We start from the raw sequence: 21,824 nt of genomic DNA, 5'->3' as shown, positions 1-21,824 counted from the left end.
GGGTCAGCTCCCCGCAGACGGCAGGGGCGCGACGTCGATCGGCGCGATGGGGGCGGTCGGCGCGATCACCAGCGGCTCGCCCACGGCCGGAGCCGCCGGCGGCTGGGTGCGCATATAGTCCCGCACCAGGGCGTCCAGGCTGGGCTCGCGATCCGGCTGAACCGACTGCTGCTGGGCGCGCATATAGCCCCAGCGGTCGGCCGCCAGGCCTTGCGCCTCGGCAGGGGTGCGGATGATGGTGGGGCGCAGGAAGACCATCAGATTGGTCCGCCCCCGCTGTCGGCTGGTCGAGCGGAACAACACGCCGACGCCCGGAATGTCGCCCAGCCCCGGCACCTTGTCGGTGGCCAGCCGGTCGTTCTGGTCCAGCAGACCGCCCGCGACGGCGATGTCGCCGTCATCCACAACCAGCGTCGTCTCCAGCTCGCGCTTGTCCAGCACCAGGTCCGAGGCGCCGTTGGTCAGTACGCCGTTGATGGCCGACACCTCCTGGCGCAGGGTCAGGGTGATCGAGCCGCCCGCGTTGATCTGGGGCTTGACCGTCAACCGCACGCCGATGTCCTTGCGGTCGGTCGTGGTGAAGGGGTTGGAGTTTCCGTCCAGCAGCGTCTGGCCCGTCGTGATCGGCACCTCCTGCCCGACCAGGAAGGTCGCCTCTTCATTGTCCAACGTCATGATCGACGGCGTCTGGAGCAGGTTGGAGCCTTCATCGGTCTTGGCCGCATTGATGATGAAGCCGAACAGGCCGTTGCCGATCTTGCCCCCGCCCCCGCCGACGAAACCGTTGGCGCCCAGCAGGCTGTTCAGCGCCAGGCTCTGAAGCTGTTCGCGCAACGGATCGTCCGGGTCCAGCTGGCCCGCCGCGGCGCCGCCGGCCAGCGGGACCAGGGGCGAGGCGCGGTTGGAATAGTTGGTCAGGCCCACGCCGTTCTCACCGCCGTACAGCCACTGGACGCCCAGCTCGCGCACTGCATTGTCGCTCAGCTCGACCACGATGGCCTCGATCAGCACCTGCTGGCGACGCACGTCCAGGCGACGGATCACATCGGCCAGCGTCCGCTGCATGTCCGCCGGCCCCGAGATGACCAGGGCGTTGGCGCCGGGGAAACGGGCAATGGTGGCGCGCTGGCCCGTCGCCGTGACCGTGGAAGAGCCGATGGCGCCGGTGTCGGCGTCCGCGCCGCCCAGGCTGGACGCTGTGCGCGACAGACCGCCGGACCCGCCGTTCGTGGCGCCGGTCGGCGGGGTCCGCAGCCGCTGCGTCCCCTCCGTCGATGCGCTGACGGGCTGACCGACGACCTGCTGCAGCACCGGCAACAGCTGCTCGGCGCTGGCGTGTTCCAGGAAGATGACATTGACGTCCTGGCTGGCGCGCGACCGGCCATCCAGATCGTGGATCAGCCCCCGCACGCGGGTCAGCGCCTGGCCGTCGCCGCGCAGGACGATGGAGTTGGAGCTCTCGACCGGCGTGACCGTGACCATGCCCTGCCCGCCGGCGCCCGGCGCCGACATCACCTGTTGCAGCACGCCTGCGATCTCGCGCGCCGAGGCGTTCTCCAGCGACACGACCTCATAGCTGGACCGATCCACGTCGATCCGCGAGATCAGCGACCGGACCCGCGCCAGGTTGTCGGCGAAATCCGCCACCACCACGCTGTTGGCGCCGGGGTTGGCCAGCACCTGCCCCTGGGCCCCGACCAGGGGCCGGATGGTTTCGGCCGCCGAGGCCGCGTCGATGTTGCGAAGCTGGAACACCTCGGTCGAGAACCGCTCCACACCCACGGTGGACGGCCCTTGCGCCGCGCCCTGGGCCGGGCTGATGCGATAGGCGCCCGACTGGGTCGGCGTGACGACCAGGCCGTTGGCCCGCAGGGTCGACAGGAAGACTTCGAACAGTTGGGTCCGGCCCAGCGGCCGGTCGCTGGTCACCGTCACCGTGCCGGTCACCGCCGGATCGACGATGAAGGTGCGCCCCGTCGTGCGGGCCACGTCCTGGATGAAGGCCCGAATGTCGGCGCCCTGGACGTTCAGCGTCTGGCGCGCTTCCTGGGCGGCGACCGGCACGGCCGACAGCGGGCCTTGCAGGACCAGCACGGCGGCGAGCGCGCCGACGCCGGATCGCATCAGGCGGTTGCGCAGAGAGGCGGTCATGGACGCGTCCTTATGGTGGTGGTGCGCGTCTCTCCGGCGCGCTCGTACTGGATTTCGGCGGCGGGCGCGCTGGCCAGCTGGCCGCGCAGGGCGCCGATGGCCTGGGGGCTGTTCAGCGCCACGCCGTTGACCGACAGGATGACGTCGCCGGACTGGAGCCCCGCGCTGCGCAACTCGGATGCATTGCCGGCCGAGGATACGGTGAAGCCGTTGACGCCCAGACCCTGGATGCGGGGACGCAACGACGCCTGGGCCATCAACCGCTGGGGATCGACGACCGCGCCCTGGGCCGAGGCCGGCGCAGGGCTGGGCGGCGCCACGACCTGGGGCGTCGAGGGCGGCGGCGGCGGCGCGGCGGCGCCGACGGGAGTGTCGGTGAATTCGAGGCGGCTGAGCGACTGGCCGCGCGCCAGGGTGACGAAGTCGGGGCCGACCGCCTGAAGCACCAGCCCCGGCTCCACCTCCTCGCCGACGCCGACGGAGACCTGGCGGCCGTCGGCCAGACCGATAATGGCCGATCCGCTGCCTACGCCTCCCGAACGCACGCCGAACAGGCGCATCTGGCTGGATTCCGTGCCCGAAGCGCCGGCGAGCGCTCCCTGCCCGCCCGTGCGGAAGAAGGCGTCGAACCGCGAGAGAATGTTCGTGTCCACGGGCCGAGTCGCCGCCGCAGCGGCCATCTGCTCGGGCGCCGCATGCGGCGCGACGAATATCCAGACCAACCGCCCGCCCTGGATTAGCAGCAGCAGGATCAGGATCGATTCGACGATCCGGCGCAGCGGCAGGCGACGGGCCGTTTCGGCCGCCGACGTCAAACTGAAATTGCGGAAAGCAGCGATCACGGCGCCATGCTCGTCACGGCCTCCAACGGCCGTGACGCGACTTAGACTAATCGTCCGTATGCGGGCCGCACCAGAGTGTGAAGACACCAAGAACATCTCGTGACAGTCACGGTCCATACGGATGATCCTGAAACGAAAACGACCGGGAAGCCGAAGCCTCCCGGTCGCAAGGTCGCAGCCTGTTTCTGGATCAGAAGCGGGCTGTCAGGCTGACCGAGGCGCTCTGGCCCAGGTCGTAGTTGTTGACCCGGATCTTGTTTCCAAGCTCCTGATATTCGTCGAACTCGGTCCCCAGCAGGTTCCGCAGCTCCAGGGCGAAGCCCATGTCGCGGGCCATGACGGTGAAGTCCTTGCGATAGACGAAGTCTAGGAAGACGCCGGGCTCCTGGATGAAGTCCGGTTCACGGCCGCTGCCGACGCCTGCACCACGTGCCGTGATGCGATCGCTGACGTAGTTGACGATGATCGTCGCCTGCGACCGGGCGGTGTCGTCTTCCCAGCCCAGTTGCAGGTTGGCGACGTGTTCCGACTGGCCCTGGAGACGGCTGCCGTCCTGGATGAAGAACGACGCCTGCTCGGGCGCGCCGGCGCCGCCCAGCGTCAGGACGGTGTCGTCCTCGCCGACCTCAACATCGGAGTCCGAATAGGTATAGTTGGCCTGCACCAGCCAGCGCTTGTTGGCGATGAAGGACATGCCCTGGTCGGGGAACTCGAAATACTTCTTCACCTCGACCTCGGCGCCCATGATGGTGGCCTTGGGCGCGTTCAGGAAGGATTGCTGACGCTGGTTGCCGACGTCGACGATGACGGATTCAACCGGCTTATCCAGATCCTTGTAGAAGACGCCGGCCGTGATGAACTGCTGGCGGGCGAAATACCATTCGTACCGCGCATCCAGGTTCAGCAGTTCGGTGTCCACCAGATAGGGGTTGCCGATGAAGATGCGGTCGCTTTCCGGGTCGGTATAGGCCTGAGGCGCCAGTTCGCGGAACTGCGGCCGACCGATCGTCTTCGATGCGCCGAAACGCAGTTGCTGATCCTCGGCGAAGTTCCAGGTCGCGGTGAACGACGGCAGCCAATACTGTTCGTCGATCTCGGTGGCCTCGAAACTCGACGCGCCGCCGAACAGATCGCGCGGCGTGACGCTCTGCTGACCGTCCTCGAAGCGAACGCCGACCGTGGTGCGGACCAACGGAATGATTTCCGCATCGACCATGGCGTAGGCGGCGTTGACCTGCAACTCGGCGTCATAGGCGCTGGCGCCGTTGCTGCCGGCGATCTCACGCAGCTGCAGGGTGTTTGGGTTGATGTTGTAGTCCGAGAACAGATAGTCGATCCGCGAGTGGCGCTGATCGTCCGTCAAACCGTTGACCGCCTCGAACTGAAGGTCGTGACGCGAGGCTTCGCGGTTGTTGTCCAGCGAGGCGACGCCGGCGCTGATAATGGCTTCACGCGCCGACGACAGCGGCAGGGTGTAGGCCACATCGACGCCGCCCGAGACGATGTCGTCGTCCAGTTCGCTGAACGAGATCAGATTGCCCTGGACGTTGTGGATGAAATCGCCGTCCGCATCGACGCCGTACTGGAAGCGCGATTCATAGGGAGCGTCGCGCGACGTCTTGGCGTAGGCCGCGCGCCAATCGACTTCCAGGGAGCCGTCCATGAAGTGGTGTTCGCCGGCCAGTTGGCTGCTGAACAGCTGGCGAACGAACCATTCGGTATAGTCGTTGCGGATCACGCCGCCGCCGGCGTCGAAGTCCGGTCCGGCGACCGTGCGAGCTTCCTTGGACGTGTTGCGGACGTAGAAGTTGGTCCACTTCACCTCATGGTTCTCGTTCGACAGCGACAGGCCGCCGAGGAAGTTCAGGCGAATGTCGTTCTGGTTCGATTCAACCGCATAGGTGGAGACCGGCACCAGCACGTCGCCCTGGAACTGCCCCTCCTCCTGCACGCCATTCCGGGCATGCCAGCTGTTGTCATATCCCGCGACAGCCACGACACCCAGGGTGCCCAGGCCGGTTTGTTGCGAGAAACCGCCGGCCAGTTCCACGCCGCCGTCGATCGGCGTCTTTTCACGCTGCAACAGACGTAGAGGCGCGTTGACCAGCGACTGCCCCATGGTCTGGAGTTGGTCGGCCGAGAAGTTGGCGGTATTGATCTGCTTGCCCTGCGCAAAGGCGATGCCGATCGCGCCAGGCACTTCGCGGGTGTCGTCATCGAACCCTGTAAAGTCGGTGCGTGAGCCGTAGTAGATCAGGTTGTCCTTGCCGGTCGATTCGGTGTTGCCGGCCAACGAAAGCTTCATGTTGAAGAAGGGTTCAGTCGGCGCGTCGATGGTGCGCAGGTCGATGACGCCGCCGCCGAACTCGCCGGGGAAGTTGGGCGAATAGGTCTTCTGGACCGTCACGCCGGCCAGGATGCTGGAGGGGAACAGGTCCAGCGGCACGACGCGTTGCAGCGGCTCGGGGCTGGGCAGCGGCGAACCGTTCAGCAGGGCCGATGAATAGCGCTCGCCCAGGCCTCGCACATAGATGAAGCGGCCTTCGACGATCGACAGGCCCGTGACGCGGGTCAGGGCGGCGGCGGCGTTGCTGTCGCCGGTCCGTTCCAGGTCCTCGGACGTCAGGAAGGCCGCAACCTCGGAGCTTTCGCGGTTGGGTTCGGGAATATAGCGACCCAGGACGACGATCTCGCTGACCTCGGCCGGCTGCTGCTCGATCTGTTCGGCGGGCGTTTGGGCCGTGGGGGCGGTCGGCTGGGCGGCGGTTTGGGCGAACGCCAGGCTGGGCGCGATCATTGCGCTGCTGGCGAGAAGGACCCCGCTCAGGGTCAGAGTAAGTCTATTCATGGTCTGCGCCTTGAAGGGATCGGGAAACGCGAAGAACCGGCGGCGACCCCATGGTCGCCGCCGGCGCTGTCATCGTCAGCAGGTGGAGCCGGCGGTCAGGCCGCAGGTCCAGCCCTGCCACCAGGTGTCGGACGCGTTACGCACGGCGCCGATGTAGGTGGTGGTGTCGAAGAACGGGTAGACCGCCTTCGCATCGATCGCCGTCACGGCGGTTTCGTTGGCGCCGTTGATGAAGGCCAGGTTCTGGTTAGTCAGGGTCGTGCCCGAGGCCGGGGCTGTCAGGGTCGACGTGCCCGCAGCGGTCACATTGGTGTTGCGGGCGTTGGTGAACACAGCCGTCGAGCGCGCGACGTTCGCCGGACGGTAGGAGACCGAGCAGGACATGTAGATCGAACGCAGCGACGGCGTCGAACCGCTGTCGAAGCTTGTCTGGGTATCGACATCGGCGATGTCGAAGCAGCCGGCGACTGAACCCGCCGTCGAGGTGGCGACGATGTTGATCAGGTTCGGATTGGTGCCGGTGTCGAAGTGCATGACCGTGTGCGCGTCGATCGAAGAATTACGACCGACCAGGGTCCAGTTGGCGATCCTGGGCTGCGACAGGTAGCGCGAGGCGTAGGCCGTCGAAGCGGGGGCGGACGAGAACTCGAAGGCCGCTGAGCGGCTGGTCGAGTTCGGCGCACGCTGGGTCACGATGCCGAACTGGGCGCCACCGCGCCAGCCGGTGTCGGTGTCCAGACCGTCGTCGTCGGCGCCGTTGATGACGATATGCTTGAGGTTGGCGTTACCGCCGAAGATCTCGATGCCGTCGTCAGAGCTGTTGTACGACTGGATGTATTCCAGGGTCGTGCCGGAGCCGACGCCGGCGAGGGTCAGAGCCTGAAGCTCGTTGCCGGTCGAGATCTCGAAGCCCGAATATTTGATCTGGACGTAACGCAGGCGGCCCGAGTTATCGGCGGGCGTGTTGCCGCCGTAGAAGGCGTTGGTGCCTTCGACCTGTCCGGTGCAGGTGACGGGAGCCGTCAGCTGGCAGTTGGCCTGCGGCGCGCGGCCGGTCAGGACGATACCGCCCCACTGGCCCTGCGAGGACTCGGTGGTCGTGCCCTCGATGTTCTGACGGCTGGTGAAGATGATGGGGTTGGTCGCGGTGCCTTCGGCGAAGATCTGCGAACCGCGGTTGACGATCAGATAGTCGCCGCCGCCGGAAGCGAACACCTTGACGCCCGGTTCGATGGTCAGGATGCCCTGCGTGCCCGTCGTCGACGCCGGGTCGATGCCACGGTCGGTGCCGACTTCGGTGCGGCCGGTGATCGAATAGATGGTGCCGGCGCGAACGGCGAGGGTCAGATTGCCCAGGATCTGTTGCGGCAGCTGGCAGACGCGCAGGCTGTTGTTGGCGATGGTGCCGACGTTCGACAGGCCGGTGGGGCAGTCGGCGGCAGGTGTGCCAGGTGCGGGGGTGGTCGGGCCGCCGCCGCCGCCATTGTTGCCGCCGTTGCCGAAATCGCCTTCTCCAGGCGAGGCCACTTCGGCGGAGCCGCAGGCGGCGAGGGCGAGCGCGCTGGCGCATGCCACGAGCAGGGTTTTCATCTGAAGGCCGGTCATCGTCAGTCCACCGTGTGTCTGGTCAAAGAGCTACGGCAGGGGACGTCCGAGCTCATGCCCGGCCGCATCGACGTGATCGCCCCTCCTGCCCGGCTACAGTCATTAGGGACGCCGTGTGACGGCGCATGCGCTGGATGATGAAGGTTCGACGGAGGTTTTGCGGATGATCAACGGCGCTTTTGCGAAAACCGATCCGCCTGCCGACGATAACGACGATCTCGTCCTAACAGGCGCCTCTTCGGCTCAAGACGGCGGGAATCGTCCGGGCCAGGATCATAAGGTAGACGCGGACCGAGGCGTTTCTGACCAGCCAGACATCCATGGCCACACGACGGCAATAAGCCACGTCGTTGCGGCCGGAAATCTGCCACAGACCCGTCAGACCGGGCCGCACCGCGCAATAGGCTTGCAGCCGTCGTCCATACAGTTTCGCCTCGTCCAGCACGATCGGACGCGGCCCGACCAGGCACATCTCCCCCCTCAGGACGTTGATCAGTTGGGGCAGCTCATCAAGGCTGGACAGCCGCAGCACGCGCCCCAGCCGGGTCACGCGGGCGTCGCGCCTGAACTTGCGCGTCGCCGCCCATTCCTCGTCCACCAGATCGGGCAGGCGGGCCTCGGCGTCGACGGCCATCGACCTGAACTTCAGGCAGTCGAACAGCACCCCGCCCCGCCCCAGCCGCGCCTGCCGAAACAAGGCCGGCCCGCCATCCTGCCCCCGGATCGCCAGGGCCGTCACAACCATCAGCGGAAGAAAGAACAGGATCGCGGCCAGCGAGACGACGATGTCGAGCGCGCGGATCAGCCGGGCCTGGTCGCCCCCGCGTCGGGACGTATTCGCACGCACCCGCGCCTGCCGCCGCCCAGCGGCCTCCGCCATCGCCATCGGTCCGCCCTCCCCGGCGGACTATTTCTCAAGGTTGCAATCTTGGCAACTCGTCATGCGTTTACGTCCTGAACACGCAAGACCACACTTCTTGACCGGCGCCGTATTCGCTATCATAGGTTGTATCGTGTCCGCCAAACCCTCCCGCCCGTCGCGCCGTCTCGCCTCTCCGGCGGACGTGCGTCTGAAGCGATCCTCCACAGAGCCCCGCTGGTCGGGAAAACGCTCCGTCAGCCTGCTGGTGGGGCTCAGCCTTCTGCTGTGGGCCACGATCGCCGGCGGGGTCTATCTGCTGGTCCGCCTGGCGCTTTGATCAGTCGCCGCCCCATCGGCTCAGGCTGACGGCCGTGCGCCGTCCCTCCACCATCACCGTCCCGGTCAGGACGGGCGTCTGGTCCCCCAGGTTTCGCCGCGCCGTGGCCAGCGCGCCCTGGTCGAGACGCGCCTGAAACTGGACCACTCCGCCGTCAGGCGTCGCGCCCCTCATCTGCACCGCATCGTCGGTGACGACATAGGCCTCGGGCGTGATCCGCGCCTCCCCGCCCGGCCCGGTCAGCGTCAGAAGCAGCGGCGGCGCCTTGCGATCTCCCGCTTCCCATCTGGCGAAGGCCGCCGCCTGCCCGATGAACAGCGACGCCGTTCCGCCCTCCGCATCGGGCGCCGAGCGATATTCGCCGGAGACGTCCCCGCTCAGCCGGTGGCTGAACGCCGCGGCCGCAGGGGGCGGGCTTGCCGGTGCGGGCGCCCTCGCCTCCCGCCTTTCACACGCCCCCAGCGCCAGGACGCAGAGCGACAGCGCCGCCGCCAGCCGACGCATCACCGGTCCATCGCCCTGTCCAGCGCCCGGAACCCGGCGATGGCGATCTCGGTCGCGCTGGTGAAGACGGCGGGGGTGATCCGCTCGAAGTCGTCGCTGGGGCGGTGATAGTCGGGGTGGTAGTCCACGCCCATATAGAGGAACGGCACGCCCGCCTCGTGGAAGGCGCCGTGGTCGGACGCATCGACCCAGTTGTTCTCGCCCGTATCCTGCGGCGTGTCCTTGCCGAAGGCGAACGAGACCGGCCCCTGCGGCGCGACGGCCTCCAAAATGGGGCGCAACTGCGGCTGCTGATAGGTCCCCGTGACCCACAGATGACCGTCCGTCTCGGCCCGCGCCGTCATGTCGAAGTTCAGGTTCAGGCTGATGGACGACAGCGGCACCGGCGGCGCCCGCACGAACTCGCGCGCCCCCAGCAGCCCCCGCTCCTCGCCGTCCAGGGCGACGATCAGCACGCTGTGTTCGGGCGGGTCCGCCTTCAGCCGCCTCGCCATCTCCAGCATCGTCGCCACGCCCGAGGCGTTGTCGTCCGCGCCGTTGTAGATCTGGCCGCCGCTGACGCCGACATGATCGTAATGCGCCGTCACGACGATATAGCGGTCCGGAACCCGCGCCCCGGGGATCAGCCCGACGATATTGACCCCGCTGAAGGCCTTCACCCCCTCGGCCGTCCGACCCGAGGCCTGAAACGGCTGCAGCCGTCCGAACGGCGGCGCCTGCACCCCGATCGCCTCCAGCCGGGACACGATATAGGCCCGCGCCCGCTCGCCGCCCGGCGATCCGGTGTCGCGCCCCTCCATGTCGTCCGCCGACAGGATGCGAACGTCCTCCAGCAGTTGGCTCGGGCCCGTCTCCACCGCTGCGGCGGGCGTCGGCGCGACCGGAGCGGCGGGGGCGGCGACACAACCGCTCAGCACCAGGGCGGCGGTCAGGAGGATAGGAAAAGGCGATCGATTCATGCAGGCTCCGAGGCTGGGTCGTCAGCCTAGCGTCCCTTCCCCCGGCCGTCAGCATACGGTTCTGTCATGCAGGCGCCGCCGCAGATGATAAGACGGTCCTCATGGCCCCGACGATTCCCTCACCCGTTTCCATCGACGCCCTGACGCCGGACGCGGCGGCCGAGGAGCTGGCCTGGCTGGCCGACGAAATGGCCCGCCACGACGCCCTCTACGCCGAGGCGACGCCCGAGATTTCCGACGCCGACTACGACGTCCTGCGCGCCCGCAACCTGGCGATCGAGACCGCCTTCCCCGACCTGATCCGTCCGGATTCCCCGTCTAACAAGGTCGGCGCCGCCGCCTCCACCCAGTTCGCCGAGGTCCGTCACGGCGTGCCCATGCTGTCCTTGGACAATGCCTTCGACGAGGGCGAGGTGCGCGACTTCGTCGCCCGTATCGCCCGCTTCCTGAAACTGCCCGCCGACGAGCCCATCGCCTTCGTCGCCGAACCCAAGATCGACGGCCTGTCCGCCAATCTCCTCTATGTGAACGGCAAGCTGACCATCGGCGCCACACGCGGCGACGGGCGTGCGGGCGAAGACGTCACCGCCAATCTGAACACCATCGCCGATGTGAAACAGACTTTAGCCGGCGACGACTGGCCCGACCGCATCGAGATCCGGGGCGAGGTCTACGCCCCCAACGACGCCTTCGCCGCCTTCAACGCCGCAGCGGAAGCCGAGGGCCGCCGCACCTACGCAAATCCCCGCAACTTCGCCGCCGGCTCCCTGCGCCAGAAGGACGCCCGGATCACGGGCAAACGCCCGCTGAACTTCTTCGCCTACGCCTGGGGCGAACATTCCAGCGACTTCGCCGAGACCCAGTGGCAGGCCCTGCAAAAGCTCAAGGCCTGGGGCTTCCCCGTCAACGCCCGCTCGCGCCGGGTCGAGGGCGCGGAAGGGCTGATCGCCGTCTATCGCGAACTGGAACGCGACCGCGCGACCCTGGGCTATGACATCGACGGCGTGGTCTACAAGGTTGACCGCCTGGACTGGCAGCGCCGCCTGGGCTTCGTCGCCCGCAGCCCCCGCTGGGCCATCGCCCACAAATTCCCCGCCCAACAGGCGACCACAGTGCTGGAAGGCATCGACATCCAGGTCGGCCGCACCGGCTCCCTGACCCCCGTCGCCCGGCTCCACCCCGTCACGGTCGGCGGCGTCGTGGTCCGCAACGCCACCCTGCATAATGAAGACGAGATCGAACGTCTGGACGTCCGCATCGGCGACACCGTCCGCCTGCAACGCGCCGGGGACGTCATCCCCCAGATCCTGGGCGTCGTCCCAGAGCTGCGGCCCGCCGACGCCGTCCCCTATGTCTTCCCCGACAAATGCCCGGTCTGCGGTTCCGAGGCGGTGCGCGAGGGCGACGAGGTCAAGCGCCGCTGCACCGGCGGTCTGATTTGCGACGCCCAGATCGTCGAACGGCTCAAACATTTCGTCGGCCGCCGCGCCTTCGACATCGAGGGCCTGGGCGAGAAACAGCTGGTCGCCTTCAACGCGCGCGGCTGGATCAAGGAGCCGGCCGACATCTTCCGCCTCGCCCGCGACGAAGCCCGACTGAAGGAACTGGAGCGCGACGACGGCTATGGCGAGACCAGCATCCGCAATCTGGTCGCCGGCATCGACGCCCGCCGTATCATCTCCCTGGACCGCTTCCTGTTCGGCCTGGGCGTGCGCGACATCGGCGAACAGACCTCCATCGTCCTGGCCCGCGCCTTCGAGAACTGGTCCGCGCTGAAGGCCGCCTGTCTCCAGGCCGCCTCGGGCGTGCCGTCCGACGCCTGGACCGCCCTCGCCGCCGCCCACGCCATATCGCCCCGCGTCCTGGCGCTGATGGCCGAGGCGACGCCCCCCGCCGCCGATCCCTGGCCCGACGCCACGATGGATATGAAGATCAGCCACGCCTTCCCCGGCATGGCCGCCCCCGCCCGCCGGTCTCTGGCCACGATGGTCGACGACTGGTCCGGCCTGGTCGAACTGGCCCGCGTGGCGCGCGAGGAAGGCCCGTCGGAAATCCTGAACCAGATCGCCGGCGTCACCGGCGTCGGTCCCGTCGCCGCCCTGGCCCTGGCCCACTTCTTCCACGAGCCCCACAATCTTCAGGTCGTCGCCGCGCTTGAGGCCGAACTGACCGAAATCCTCGACGCCGAACGGCCCAAGTCCGACACCGCCGTCGCCGGCAAGACCGTCGTCTTCACCGGCGCCCTCGAACGCTTCACCCGCGACGAGGCCAAGGCCCGCGCGGAAAGCCTGGGCGCCAAGGTCTCGGGCTCCGTCTCCAAAAAGACCGACTACCTCGTCGCCGGCCCCGGCGCCGGCTCCAAGCTGAAGGACGCCGAGAAGCACGGCGTCCAGGTCCTGACCGAAGACGAATGGCTGGCCCTGATCGGCTGAAACGGCGGGGAAAGCGCCAGCCATCCTATTTCGGCTTAAAAACCGTCGCAGGATCAGCGGCTTGAAGATTTATCACGCCGCAAACCCAGCAGGCTCTCGAACGGGCTTATAATCTCGTCCAGGTCTTTGACATCGCCACCCAACATCCCTGACGCACCGGTTTCGGAGGCCGAAAAGTGCACGAAAGTGCACTGCTTTTTTATTGTGACGGCGTCGTGCACATTTCGTCATGACGCCGCTCGCAAACCTTCCCTAAGGTCCGGTTTTCATTGCGATAAGGTGATCGGTTCAGCCTTGTTTTGAACCGAAACCCGGACCACCCTGCGTCTCAACGGGTCGGCGAACCGATCCAAGCAAAGGGAACGACCATGAAGACCAAGATCCTGCTGGCCGCCGCCGCCCTGGCGACCGCCCTCGCCTCTCCCGCCCTGGCCGGCGACCCGACCGGCCTGTGGCAGACCCCGACCAACGGCGGTCAGGTCCGCATCGCCCGCTGCGGCCAGGCCCTGTGCGGCACGCTGGTGACCTCGAACCACATCCGGGCCGACGCCAACTCCCGCGACGAGCACAACCGCAACGCCGATCTGCGCGGCCGCACCCTGCGCAACCTGCCCATGCTGACCGGCTTCACCGGCGGCCCCACGGAATGGCGTAACGGCTCGGTCTATAACCCGGCCGACGGCGGCACCTATCGCGGCACCATCACCATGACCAACGACAACAGCCTGCGTCTGCGCGGCTGTATCATCGCTCCCCTGTGCAAGACCCAGACCTGGACCCGCATCCAGTAGGCCACACGTCCAGACGGACAAAGGCCCGGCCGGATCGCGCCGGCCGGGCCTCTTCATGGACGCCGTCGTCGTCTCAGCGGTTCAGGGCCGCCCGCGCCGCCTCGGCGTAGCGGTGGCCGACCGCCGCCCCCTTGGGGAAGACCGCCTCAATGCGCGACAGGTCTTCCGACGTCAGCGCGATGTCTGCTGCGGCGACGTTCTGCTCCAGCGTGGCGACCCGTCGGGTGCCGGGGATAGGAACCAGATCCTCGCCCTGCGCCAGCACCCAGGCCAGCGCCAGCTGGGCGGCGGTGACGCCCTTGTCTGCGGCGATCGCCTTCACCGCCTCGACCAGGTCCAGGTTCTTCTGGAAGTTCTCGCCCATGAAGCGGGGATTGCTGCGGCGGAAGTCGTCCGGCGCCAGATCGTCGATGGACCTGATGTCCCCCGACAGGAAGCCGCGTCCCAGCGGGCTATAGGGCACGAAGCCGATGCCCAGCTCGCGCACGACCGAGAACAGCTCTTCCTCCGGCTCGCGGCTCCACAGCGAGTATTCAGTCTGGAGCGCCGTGATCGGATGGGTCGCATGGGCCTTGCGCAGGGTCTCCGGTGCGGCCTCGGACAGGCCCAGGAACCGCACCTTGCCCTCGGTCACCAGTTCGGCCATGGCGCCGACCGTCTCCTCGATCGGCGTGTCCGGATCGACGCGGTGCAGGTAGTAGAGATCGACGTGATCGACGCCCAACCGCTGCAGGCTGCCTTCGATGGCGCGGCGAACGTTCGCGGGGCTACCGTCGATCAACAGCTTGGAGCGGTCGGCGTTGTAGTTGATGCCGAACTTGGTGGCGATGAAGGCTTCGTCGCGCCGATCTTTCAGCGCCTTGCCGACCAGCACCTCATTGGTGTGCGGGCCGTACATCTCGGCCGTGTCGAACAGGGTGACGCCCAGGTCCAGCGCGCGGTGAATGACCGAGATCGACTGGGCCTCGTCGCCGCCGCCGTAGAAGGCGCTCATGCCCATACAGCCCAGCCCGATGGCCGAAACCTCGGGTCCGTTCGGACCCAGTGTGCGCGTCTTCATATGGCGCTCTCCTGTCGATGTGGGGGATCGGCGAACCTGCCGACGATCAGGAGATGGTCGCGGCGGCGGCGGGCTGCAAGCCCGTCCGCCCTTTGCGATGGTACCGCCTCTCAGGCTTGAACTGAGGACCTCCGGTTCCACAAACCGGCGCTCTAACCAACTGAGCTAAGGCGGCCCGCGCATCGCGAGGCGCGTTCTCTACCGGGCCTGCGGGATGCGATCAAGCGACTTCATGACATTTCGCAAGAGATTTCAGACGCAGGCTGCACAAACGAAAACGCCCCGGAGATTGCTCTCCGGGGCGTCTTGTCTATTGCCGTGGCGATCACCCGAGGGTGAAGGGCACCCGGACACGGAACGTAGCGTCCTGAGCCGCACCATCGACGGTCCGCGGGGACAGTTGTCCACGTTGAACCACTCGAATGGCGGCGCGGCCGAAGCCCATGCCGGCGGGCTCTTCCGAGACCACCCGGCAGTTTGCCGGTGCGCCGTTCGAGCGCGCAGTGCACTCGACCGTAGCCGAACCGCTGATTTCCCGTTCCAGCGCACGCGCCGGGAAGTCATCAGCAGTAGGACGCGGCTGACGCGACCACTGAACGTTCGTGATCGTCGACGGGCGCGGCGGAGCCGGAGGGGCGGGCGGAGGCGGCGGTCCAGGAATATTGACGGGCGGGCCCGTATATTCGACGCGATCTTCCTTCTTCGTCGGCGTGATGTTCACCGGCGGAGGCGGCATGACGTTGGGGACCGGAGCCGGCACGCGCACCTGAAGCTTCGGCGGCGGAGGCGTATCCGTCGGCGGAGGCGGCGGGGGCGGAGGCGGCGGAGGCGGCGGAACCGGCTCGACCAACTCGACCTCGACGGACTCGTCGACGTAGTTGAACTCCTTCAGCTTGAACTTCGACTGTTGCAAGAAGAAGATCAGCAGAGCGAACAGGATGGTGACGACCAGCAGGCAGACGATCAGCACGGGGTAGGAAACCCCCATGAAGCCCTTGGCCTTCGGTACGTCGTAACGACTGCGATGATATTCGACGTCTGTCATTCTATCTCCGCACCCTAACTCGTCGCCTGGTCTTCGCCGACCAGTGCAACACTATAGAAGCCGTTATCCTGGAGCGCATTCATGACCTGCATGAAGTCGCCGTAACGGGTGTTCTGGTCGCCCCGAATGAAGATCCGCTCATCCGCCGGGTTCCGGGCGCCGATCTGTTCTTTCAGATCTTCACCCAGGGATCCGACGTCGGTCCTGAAGTCACCCACATAGACGTCGCCGTCGTTCTGGATCGAAATATAGACCGGCTTGGGCGGGTTCGGGGCCGCCTTGGCGACGGCGATTGGCAACTCGACGGGCACCGACACGGAAGCAAGCGGAGCCGCGACCATGAAGATAATTAGCAAGACCAACATGATATCAACGAAAGGCGTGACGTTGATGTCGCTATTGGCCTCGACCTGGTTGCCGCCGCCGCCCGATTTAATCTTGGCGGCCATCCGTCTTACGCTCCCTTGTCGAGCTGACGCGAGATGCCGTTCAGCAGCTCAGCAGCGAAGCCGTCGGCGCGGGTGCCGTAGGCGGCGATCCGCGTGTTGAAGTAGTTGTAGAACACAACGGCCGGGATAGCGGCGAACAGACCGATACCGGTGGCCAGCAGGGCCTCGGCGATACCCGGAGCAACGACGGCCAGGTTGGTCGTGTTGGATTGGGCGATGCCGATGAAGGAGTTCATGATGCCGTAAACGGTGCCGAACAGACCAACGAACGGACCGATCGAACCGACCGAAGCCAGGAACTGTTGACCGCCCGACAGACGCAAGGCCAGACCGGCCTGAACGGCCGAGACGGCTGCGGAAGCACGGCCCACCGCCGAGTCGAGGTGATCGCCCGTGACGGACAGACCGGCCTGACGCGACAGCTCGACTTCTTCGGTGGCCGCGGCGGCCATGTCGGCCAGCGGGTTGCCGTCGAACTCTTCTTGGGTCGAGACGGCGCGCATGTCAGCGATGGTGCGGGCGCCGCGGAAGCTTTCGAGGAAGTTGTCCGTCTTGCGGTTCAGAGCGCCAAACTCGAACAGCTTGATGAGCAGCAGGGTCCACGAGAGGATCGAGGCCAGCATCAGTCCGGCCATGACGACCTTAACGACGACCGTGGCTTCCATGAACATGGAGATCGGCGTGATGTCGCCGCCGTGACCGCCGCCAACGGCTTCGTTCATGGATTCGGGGTTGGCCGCGTCGGCGGCCGGAGCCATGGCCGTCGGGGTCGCCGCAGGTGCGGCAGCCGGGGTCGGCTCGGCCGGGGCCTGAGCCAGGACCGGCGAGCTCGCCATCAGCGCGGCGGCGCCCGCCATGGCGAGAAGGATGTTCGTCTTTTTGCTGTTCAGCATAATTCGCCAGTTCCTGCTTGGTCTGACTCGTGGAACCAAAGGTGCGGCCATAGTCAGCGACCGCCCCCCAACCTGAAATGTTTCCTTCAACGCGCCCCGTCCTATCGAGGATCCGAGCCCGCTGAAATCTTCGGTAGAGACTGTCCGGTCGCCCGCCCAGCCTCTGATGATCGAACCTTGGGAGAACGCGTCTCCTGTAATCCGTATTAACGCCTCCTTGGGAAGGCGTCTCAACCCTTTGACGAACCCTTACCGGAGCGTCAAGGGACAAGAGCGGCTTTTAACCAGTCGAGAGACATGGAGAAAAGTTCCATCCGACCCCCACATTAGAACGTGGTGACGCGACGTTTTCATGATGATTGGGCGTCATTTGGAGCAAGCTTGTCGGAAATCAGCGTCTCGCGGGGGAAACATCCCTGAATGGTCGAAACAAAGACCATTCCCTCCATGAGCCTGCACCGTGACCGTGTGACGCAAGGCTTCCTTGCCTTCGGTGAGGCCTCAAACACGTTACGATGTGATGGGGGAAAGTGATGGTGCCTGGAGGCGGGTTCGAACCACCGACACGCGGATTTTCAATCCGCTGCTCTACCAGCTGAGCTATCCAGGCGCCGACGCGGCGTCGCGAGAGGCGGGTCTATAGGGGAGGCTTTTCCGCCTGTCCAGCGCCCAATCAGTCCTTTTCGCCATCATCTTCGGCGCCTTCGTCCAGGGCGGCCGGAATGGTGTAGCCGCCCGTGAACCAGCGCTGCAGATCGACCTCGGAGCAGCGACGCGAGCAGAAGGGCTTGTACTTTGGGTCGGCGTCGGCCTTTCGGCAGATGGGACAGGTCGCCATGGCTCAACTCTCTTCTATATGGCCGCGCCCGATAGGGACGGCGACGTCGGCCAGAACATGTGCCCTCGGCCCGAGCCGAGCCGCCAGCGGACCAGCAATTGCGGCTTCCTCCGGCGCGCACCGTGCAGTGATGCGCGGAGATAGTGTGTCGGACAAGAGCTGACGCCGCAGAGATCGCACCAGCGATACGGCGCGCGTCTGGACCGAGGGGCGTCCACTGGCGTCGAGCAACACTTCCTCTATCGGCGTGCGTCGCCAAGGCAGCGACACCTGCATCAGGCCGAATCGACTGACGGGTCCGAAGACAGCCTGCGGTTCATGGGCGAAGGCGGTCCTGGCGGTCTTGGCCTGCGCCTCGGCGTCCTGACCATCCCCGACCAAGTCAATGACGACCAGACCGGCCCAGTTCCGAAGCCCGATCAGCCGCGCCGCCTGTCTCAGCCCCTCACGATTCGCGACCGCCCTCGCCTGTTTCGGATCCCGCCCCGGCATGGAGGCGAAATCGATGTCCACGGCCACAAGGGCACGCGTGCGTTCGATAGCCAGATCGATTCCATGTGACGCGAAGACGCACGACCGCGCCAGAACGTCCTCTTCAGCCTCGACGACCGCGTCGATGGCGGCGATTCCGACGATTGATTCCTCGCCGGGCGCGAGTTCCCGCAACTGTTCGGCGATACTGGGCGCGGCCTGAATCAGGCGAGGCGTTCCCTCCCCCGGCCCTAGACGGCGAACCACAGCGCCCTTCCCGGTCCGAGGCTCAGCGGTGACGACGACTTCCAGCCGTTCGCCCTGGCTCAGGCGCTCGTTGCGGGGAAAGGGCAGGAAGGCAGCGGTAGCCGCGCCGATATCGACGAAGGCGCCGCGCAGGCCCTGATTCACTTCGGTCACCCGCCCGATCGACCGCGCGCCGAGCCGCGTCTGGGCCGCGTCGTCTTCGCGATGGATCAGCAGATGGGTGTAGCGCCCGTCGCGCAGGACCGCGCCACGCGTCTCGCCAGGCGTTTCGTCGAGGAAGACCTCGACCGCGCTGCTCATGCGCGCCAGCCGACGCCGTTCAACAGCTGGACGGCCTCATAAACCGGCAGACCCATCACCGAAGGATGGCTGCCGACGATTCGCTGGACGAAGGCCCCGGCTGGTCCCTGGATGCCATAGCCGCCGGCCTTGCCGCGCCAGTCGCCCGTGGCGACATAGGTCGCGATCTCATGGTCCGACAGCGGCTTGAAGGTCACGCGAGTCTCGTTGACCCGCGACGACAGCTTGCCGTCACGCACCACCGCCACGCCGGTGAAGACGCGGTGATTGCGGCCGGACAGCAGTTTCAGGAAACGGATCGCCTCCGCCTCATCCGCGGCCTTCTCCAGGAAGCGGCGGCCAACCGACACGACCGTATCGGCGGCGATGACCACGGCGTCGGGACGCCGTGCGGCGACCACCTGGGCCTTGGAGGTCGCCAGACGCTCGGCGAGACGCGGCGGCGTTTCGCCCTTCAACGGCGTCTCGTCGATATCGGCGGGATCGATATGGTCGGGCGTGATCCCGACCTGCGCCAGCAGTTCGATGCGGCGCGGGCTGGCCGAGGCCAGCACCAGTTCGGGACGACCCGCGCTCACTTACTTGAAGCGATAGGTGATGCGACCCTTGGTCAGGTCGTAGGGGGTCATTTCGACCAAGACCTTGTCGCCGGCCAGCACGCGGATGCGGTTCTTGCGCATCTTGCCCGCCGTGTGGGCGATGATCTCGTGGTCGTTCTCAAGCGTCACGCGGAAGGTGGCGTTCGGCAGCAGTTCGCTGACGGTGCCGGGAAACTCAAGTAATTCTTCCTTAGCCATGCGGCCTCTCACGCCCGATTAAAATGCGTTCGACCCCACGCCGGGCGGGCGCGAGGGGCGGAATGGAGGGGCCTAATGCCCGAAAATACAGAGATAGTCGAGGTCAGCCGCGACGGTAGAGCGCACACAGTAACGTAAACAGCCGCCGCGCCGTTTCATGATCGACGACGATCTTGCCGTCCAGTCGTGTCTTCAACTGGTCGGCCCCCTCGTTGTGCAGACCACGCCGGCCCATGTCGACCGATTCGATCTGGCTGGCCGACGACCCGCGGAGGGCCTCGTAATAGCTGTCGCAGATCAGCAGATAGTCTTTGATCACGCTCTTCAGCGGCGTGAGGCTGATCGCGTAGGTGCGGTTGAAGTTCTCGCCGTCGATGTCGAACACCAGCCGGTTGTCCTGCAGCGACAGCTTCAGCTTATAGGGTCCACCTTCGGCGCCCACGGGCTCGAAGCTGTTCTTTTCGACCAGATCGAAGATGGCGACCCGGCGCTCGTGCTCGATCTCGGCCGTTGCGGCGGGCAAGGTCAGCGCGTCCAGTTCGACCGAAGCCAGCTTGTGGGAACCGCTCATGCCGCATTCCCTTCATCGCGTTTGGGGGCGTCCAGATCCGGACCGTCGAGGTGGGTCGGCGCGATCCGCGCGGGCCACCGCTCTGAAATATCCGTGACCACGGCGTCTAGGCATTCGACGTCGATCCGCAGATCCCCGCCGCCGGCGAACATCAGGATGACCTTGCCGCCGGGTGAATCCGTTGGGATGAAATCAAGCGCTAGAAGCTCCAGCGAGGCGTCCGGGCTCCGCGACAGGCGACGGCTCTTGACCGCCAGCACATCGCCGAACTGCATGGCGCACATCACCCGCGTCTCACCGCATTCCCAGCAGAAGCGGCTGAAGGCGATGGTCAGGGTGCGCGCACTCTTTTCCCACACGATATCGACCGGCCGCAGGATGGCGTCCTGCAGCGCTGCGGAGATGATCTGAAGATCGTCGGCGTCCTCGGCCAGCAGGCGCAGCGGCTCGACCGGCGCCTTGGGTTCGGAGATGACGCCGTCGATCTCAGTGCTCATCACCCGTTCCTTTTATGCGTCGAATGTCCGCCCCGCACGCGCCCAGCTTTTCTTCCAAACGCTCGAAGCCGCGATCCAGATGATAGACACGTCCGACCGTCGTCTCACCCTCGGCGACCAGGCCAGCGATGACCAGACACATTGAGGCCCGCAGATCGGTCGCCATCACCTGGGCGCCGTGCAGCACCTCGACGCCGTTGACGTGCGCCTCGCCGGCATGGACCGAGATGTCCGCCCCCAGCCGGGCCAGTTCCGGCACATGCATGAAACGGTTCTCGAAGATGGTCTCGCGCACCGTGCTGACGCCCTCGGCCGTGGTCATCAGGGCCATGAACTGGGCCTGCAAATCAGTGGCGAAGCCCGGATAGATGGCGGTCTCGATGTCCACGGCCTTCAGCCGCTGTTTCGGATCACGCTTGATCAGCACCCCGTCGGAGGTGGGCGACACCTCGACCCCGGCCTCGATCATCTTGTCGGTCAGCGAGCCGATCAGCTCGGCCCGCGCCTTGGTCAGGCGCACCTCCCCCCCCGCCATGGCGGCGGCGACGGCGTAGGAGCCCATCTCGATCCGGTCGGGAATCACCGACCAGGTCGCGCCGTTCAGCGACGAGACGCCGGTGATGGTCAGGACGTCGGTGTCGATGCCCTCGATCTTGGCACCCATGGCGGTCAGACAGTGGGCCAGGTCGCCGATCTCGGGTTCGCGCGCCGCGCGGCGCAACACGGTCGTCCCCTGCGCCAGCACGGCGGCCAGCAGGGCATGTTCGGTCGCCCCGACCGAAACGAACGGGAACTCGATCTCGGCTCCTTGCAGCCCCTTGGGCGCGCGAGCAGTGACATAGCCCTCGTCCAGCTCGATCTCGGCGCCCAGCGCCGTCAGCGCCTGAAGGTGCAGGTCCACCGGACGCGCGCCGATGGTGCAACCGCCGGGCAGCGACACCTTGGCCTCGCCAGTGCGGGCCAGCAGCGGCCCCAGCACATTGAACGAGGCCCGCATCTGGCGAACCAGATCATAGGGAGCGAAGGTCGAGGTAAGATCCTTGGCGTGGAACAGGCTCTCCTGCCCGTCCGCGCCGTCGCGCTCGGTCACTTCGATACCGAACTGGCGCAGCAGTTGGCCCAGGAACCGGGTGTCCGCCAGACGCGGCATATTGGTCAGCAACAGCGGCTGATCCGTCAGGATCGAGGCGGCCATCAGCTTGATGGCGGAGTTCTTGGCGCCGCTGACGGGAATGTCCCCGAAAAGCTGGGCGCCGCCCTGAATGGCGATGCTGTCCATGACGTCCTTAAGCGCGCCCGAAGGAA

21 protein-coding genes and 2 tRNA genes are annotated in these 21,824 nt (G+C 66.5%); 3 read left to right on the top strand and 20 right to left on the bottom strand.

Features of this window, described 5'->3' with window-relative positions:
- Positions 1–3: 3 nt before the first annotated feature.
- The 5 genes from gspD to ACP69V_RS05890 all read right to left on the bottom strand — a co-directional run bounded on the left by gspD (position 4) and on the right by ACP69V_RS05890 (position 8,332).
- Positions 4–2,151 (bottom strand): type II secretion system secretin GspD, encoded by a 2,148-nt coding sequence (gene gspD / locus ACP69V_RS05910; protein ID WP_426023052.1) that lies wholly within the window; start codon positions 2,149–2,151, stop codon positions 4–6.
- Positions 2,148–2,993, bottom strand: coding sequence for a type II secretion system protein N (locus ACP69V_RS05905; RefSeq protein ID WP_426023051.1), 846 nt, complete (start codon positions 2,991–2,993; stop codon positions 2,148–2,150). The genes gspD and ACP69V_RS05905 overlap by 4 nt, the downstream gene beginning before the upstream one ends.
- 190 nt (positions 2,994–3,183) lie before the next feature.
- On the bottom strand, positions 3,184–5,841 hold the full coding sequence (locus ACP69V_RS05900) for a TonB-dependent receptor domain-containing protein (protein WP_426023050.1): 2,658 nt from the start codon (positions 5,839–5,841) through the stop codon (positions 3,184–3,186).
- A gap of 75 nt (positions 5,842–5,916) precedes the next feature.
- Positions 5,917–7,431, bottom strand: a complete 1,515-nt coding sequence (locus ACP69V_RS05895; protein ID WP_426023049.1) for a hypothetical protein — start codon at positions 7,429–7,431, stop codon at positions 5,917–5,919.
- A gap of 238 nt (positions 7,432–7,669) precedes the next feature.
- Entirely contained in the window at positions 7,670–8,332 is a 663-nt protein-coding gene (locus ACP69V_RS05890; RefSeq protein WP_426023048.1) for a sugar transferase, read from the bottom strand.
- Positions 8,333–8,459: 127 nt separating this feature from the next.
- Here ACP69V_RS05890 and ACP69V_RS05885 point away from each other — a divergent pair, with 127 nt between their 5' ends.
- A complete protein-coding gene (locus tag ACP69V_RS05885) occupies positions 8,460–8,645 on the top strand; it encodes a hypothetical protein (protein ID WP_426023047.1) in 186 nt (61 codons plus the stop codon).
- On the opposite strand, the gene ACP69V_RS05880 is transcribed toward ACP69V_RS05885, so the two are convergent.
- Together ACP69V_RS05880 and ACP69V_RS05875 are read right to left on the bottom strand one after the other, a co-directional pair.
- Positions 8,646–9,149 (bottom strand): hypothetical protein, encoded by a 504-nt coding sequence (locus ACP69V_RS05880; protein WP_426023046.1) that lies wholly within the window; start codon positions 9,147–9,149, stop codon positions 8,646–8,648.
- Positions 9,149–10,108 carry a M28 family peptidase gene (locus ACP69V_RS05875; protein ID WP_426023045.1) on the bottom strand — a complete coding sequence of 320 codons (960 nt, stop codon included), beginning with the start codon at positions 10,106–10,108 and terminating at the stop codon, positions 9,149–9,151. Before ACP69V_RS05875 ends, ACP69V_RS05880 begins: the two co-directional genes overlap by 1 nt.
- 101 nt (positions 10,109–10,209) lie before the next feature.
- Between ACP69V_RS05875 and ligA the strand changes: the two genes are divergently transcribed.
- Both ligA and ACP69V_RS05865 read left to right on the top strand, forming a co-directional pair.
- Entirely contained in the window at positions 10,210–12,540 is a 2,331-nt protein-coding gene (ligA, locus tag ACP69V_RS05870; RefSeq protein ID WP_426023044.1) for an NAD-dependent DNA ligase LigA, read from the top strand.
- 368 nt (positions 12,541–12,908) lie between these two features.
- Positions 12,909–13,331 (top strand): DUF2147 domain-containing protein, encoded by a 423-nt coding sequence (locus ACP69V_RS05865; RefSeq protein ID WP_426023043.1) that lies wholly within the window; start codon positions 12,909–12,911, stop codon positions 13,329–13,331.
- A gap of 73 nt (positions 13,332–13,404) precedes the next feature.
- On the opposite strand, the gene ACP69V_RS05860 is transcribed toward ACP69V_RS05865, so the two are convergent.
- From ACP69V_RS05860 to murA, 13 genes are all read right to left on the bottom strand, one after another.
- On the bottom strand, positions 13,405–14,391 hold the full coding sequence (locus ACP69V_RS05860) for an aldo/keto reductase (protein ID WP_426023042.1): 987 nt from the start codon (positions 14,389–14,391) through the stop codon (positions 13,405–13,407).
- A gap of 98 nt (positions 14,392–14,489) precedes the next feature.
- Positions 14,490–14,566, bottom strand: a tRNA-His gene (locus ACP69V_RS05855).
- Positions 14,567–14,716: 150 nt separating this feature from the next.
- Complete coding sequence (locus tag ACP69V_RS05850) at positions 14,717–15,436, bottom strand: energy transducer TonB (RefSeq protein WP_426023041.1); 720 nt, start codon at positions 15,434–15,436, stop codon at positions 14,717–14,719.
- A gap of 14 nt (positions 15,437–15,450) precedes the next feature.
- Positions 15,451–15,885, bottom strand: coding sequence for a biopolymer transporter ExbD (locus ACP69V_RS05845; protein WP_346495467.1), 435 nt, complete (start codon positions 15,883–15,885; stop codon positions 15,451–15,453).
- Between the two features lie 5 nt (positions 15,886–15,890).
- Positions 15,891–16,778, bottom strand: coding sequence for a MotA/TolQ/ExbB proton channel family protein (locus ACP69V_RS05840; protein WP_426023040.1), 888 nt, complete (start codon positions 16,776–16,778; stop codon positions 15,891–15,893).
- A gap of 534 nt (positions 16,779–17,312) precedes the next feature.
- Positions 17,313–17,388 (bottom strand) — tRNA-Phe (locus ACP69V_RS05835).
- A gap of 63 nt (positions 17,389–17,451) precedes the next feature.
- Complete coding sequence (locus tag ACP69V_RS05830; RefSeq protein WP_426023039.1) at positions 17,452–17,616, bottom strand: DNA gyrase inhibitor YacG; 165 nt, start codon at positions 17,614–17,616, stop codon at positions 17,452–17,454.
- A 3-nt stretch (positions 17,617–17,619) separates the two neighbouring features.
- Complete coding sequence (locus ACP69V_RS05825) at positions 17,620–18,654, bottom strand: ribonuclease E/G (RefSeq protein ID WP_426023038.1); 1,035 nt, start codon at positions 18,652–18,654, stop codon at positions 17,620–17,622.
- The gene (locus ACP69V_RS05820; RefSeq protein WP_426023037.1) at positions 18,651–19,232 is read right to left on the bottom strand and encodes a Maf family protein; all 582 of its coding nucleotides are present in this window, start codon (positions 19,230–19,232) and stop codon (positions 18,651–18,653) included. Before ACP69V_RS05820 ends, ACP69V_RS05825 begins: the two co-directional genes overlap by 4 nt.
- Positions 19,233–19,451, bottom strand: coding sequence for a translation initiation factor IF-1 (gene infA, locus ACP69V_RS05815; RefSeq protein ID WP_008261544.1), 219 nt, complete (start codon positions 19,449–19,451; stop codon positions 19,233–19,235). It abuts the gene before it with no gap.
- Between the two features lie 103 nt (positions 19,452–19,554).
- Positions 19,555–20,022, bottom strand: a complete 468-nt coding sequence (locus ACP69V_RS05810) for a UPF0262 family protein (RefSeq protein ID WP_426023036.1) — start codon at positions 20,020–20,022, stop codon at positions 19,555–19,557.
- Entirely contained in the window at positions 20,019–20,519 is a 501-nt protein-coding gene (locus ACP69V_RS05805; RefSeq protein ID WP_426023035.1) for a DUF2948 family protein, read from the bottom strand. Before ACP69V_RS05805 ends, ACP69V_RS05810 begins: the two co-directional genes overlap by 4 nt.
- Positions 20,509–21,798, bottom strand: a complete 1,290-nt coding sequence (gene murA, locus ACP69V_RS05800) for a UDP-N-acetylglucosamine 1-carboxyvinyltransferase (RefSeq protein ID WP_426023034.1) — start codon at positions 21,796–21,798, stop codon at positions 20,509–20,511. The genes ACP69V_RS05805 and murA overlap by 11 nt, the downstream gene beginning before the upstream one ends.
- Between the last annotated feature and the right edge of the window lie 26 nt (positions 21,799–21,824).

The sequence above is a fragment of the Brevundimonas sp. PWP3-1b1 genome (assembly GCF_049896065.1).
GTDB lineage: Bacteria > Pseudomonadota > Alphaproteobacteria > Caulobacterales > Caulobacteraceae > Brevundimonas > Brevundimonas intermedia_B.
Note: the sequence above shows the minus strand (reverse complement) of the source record. Positions and strands in the feature narration are given on the sequence as shown.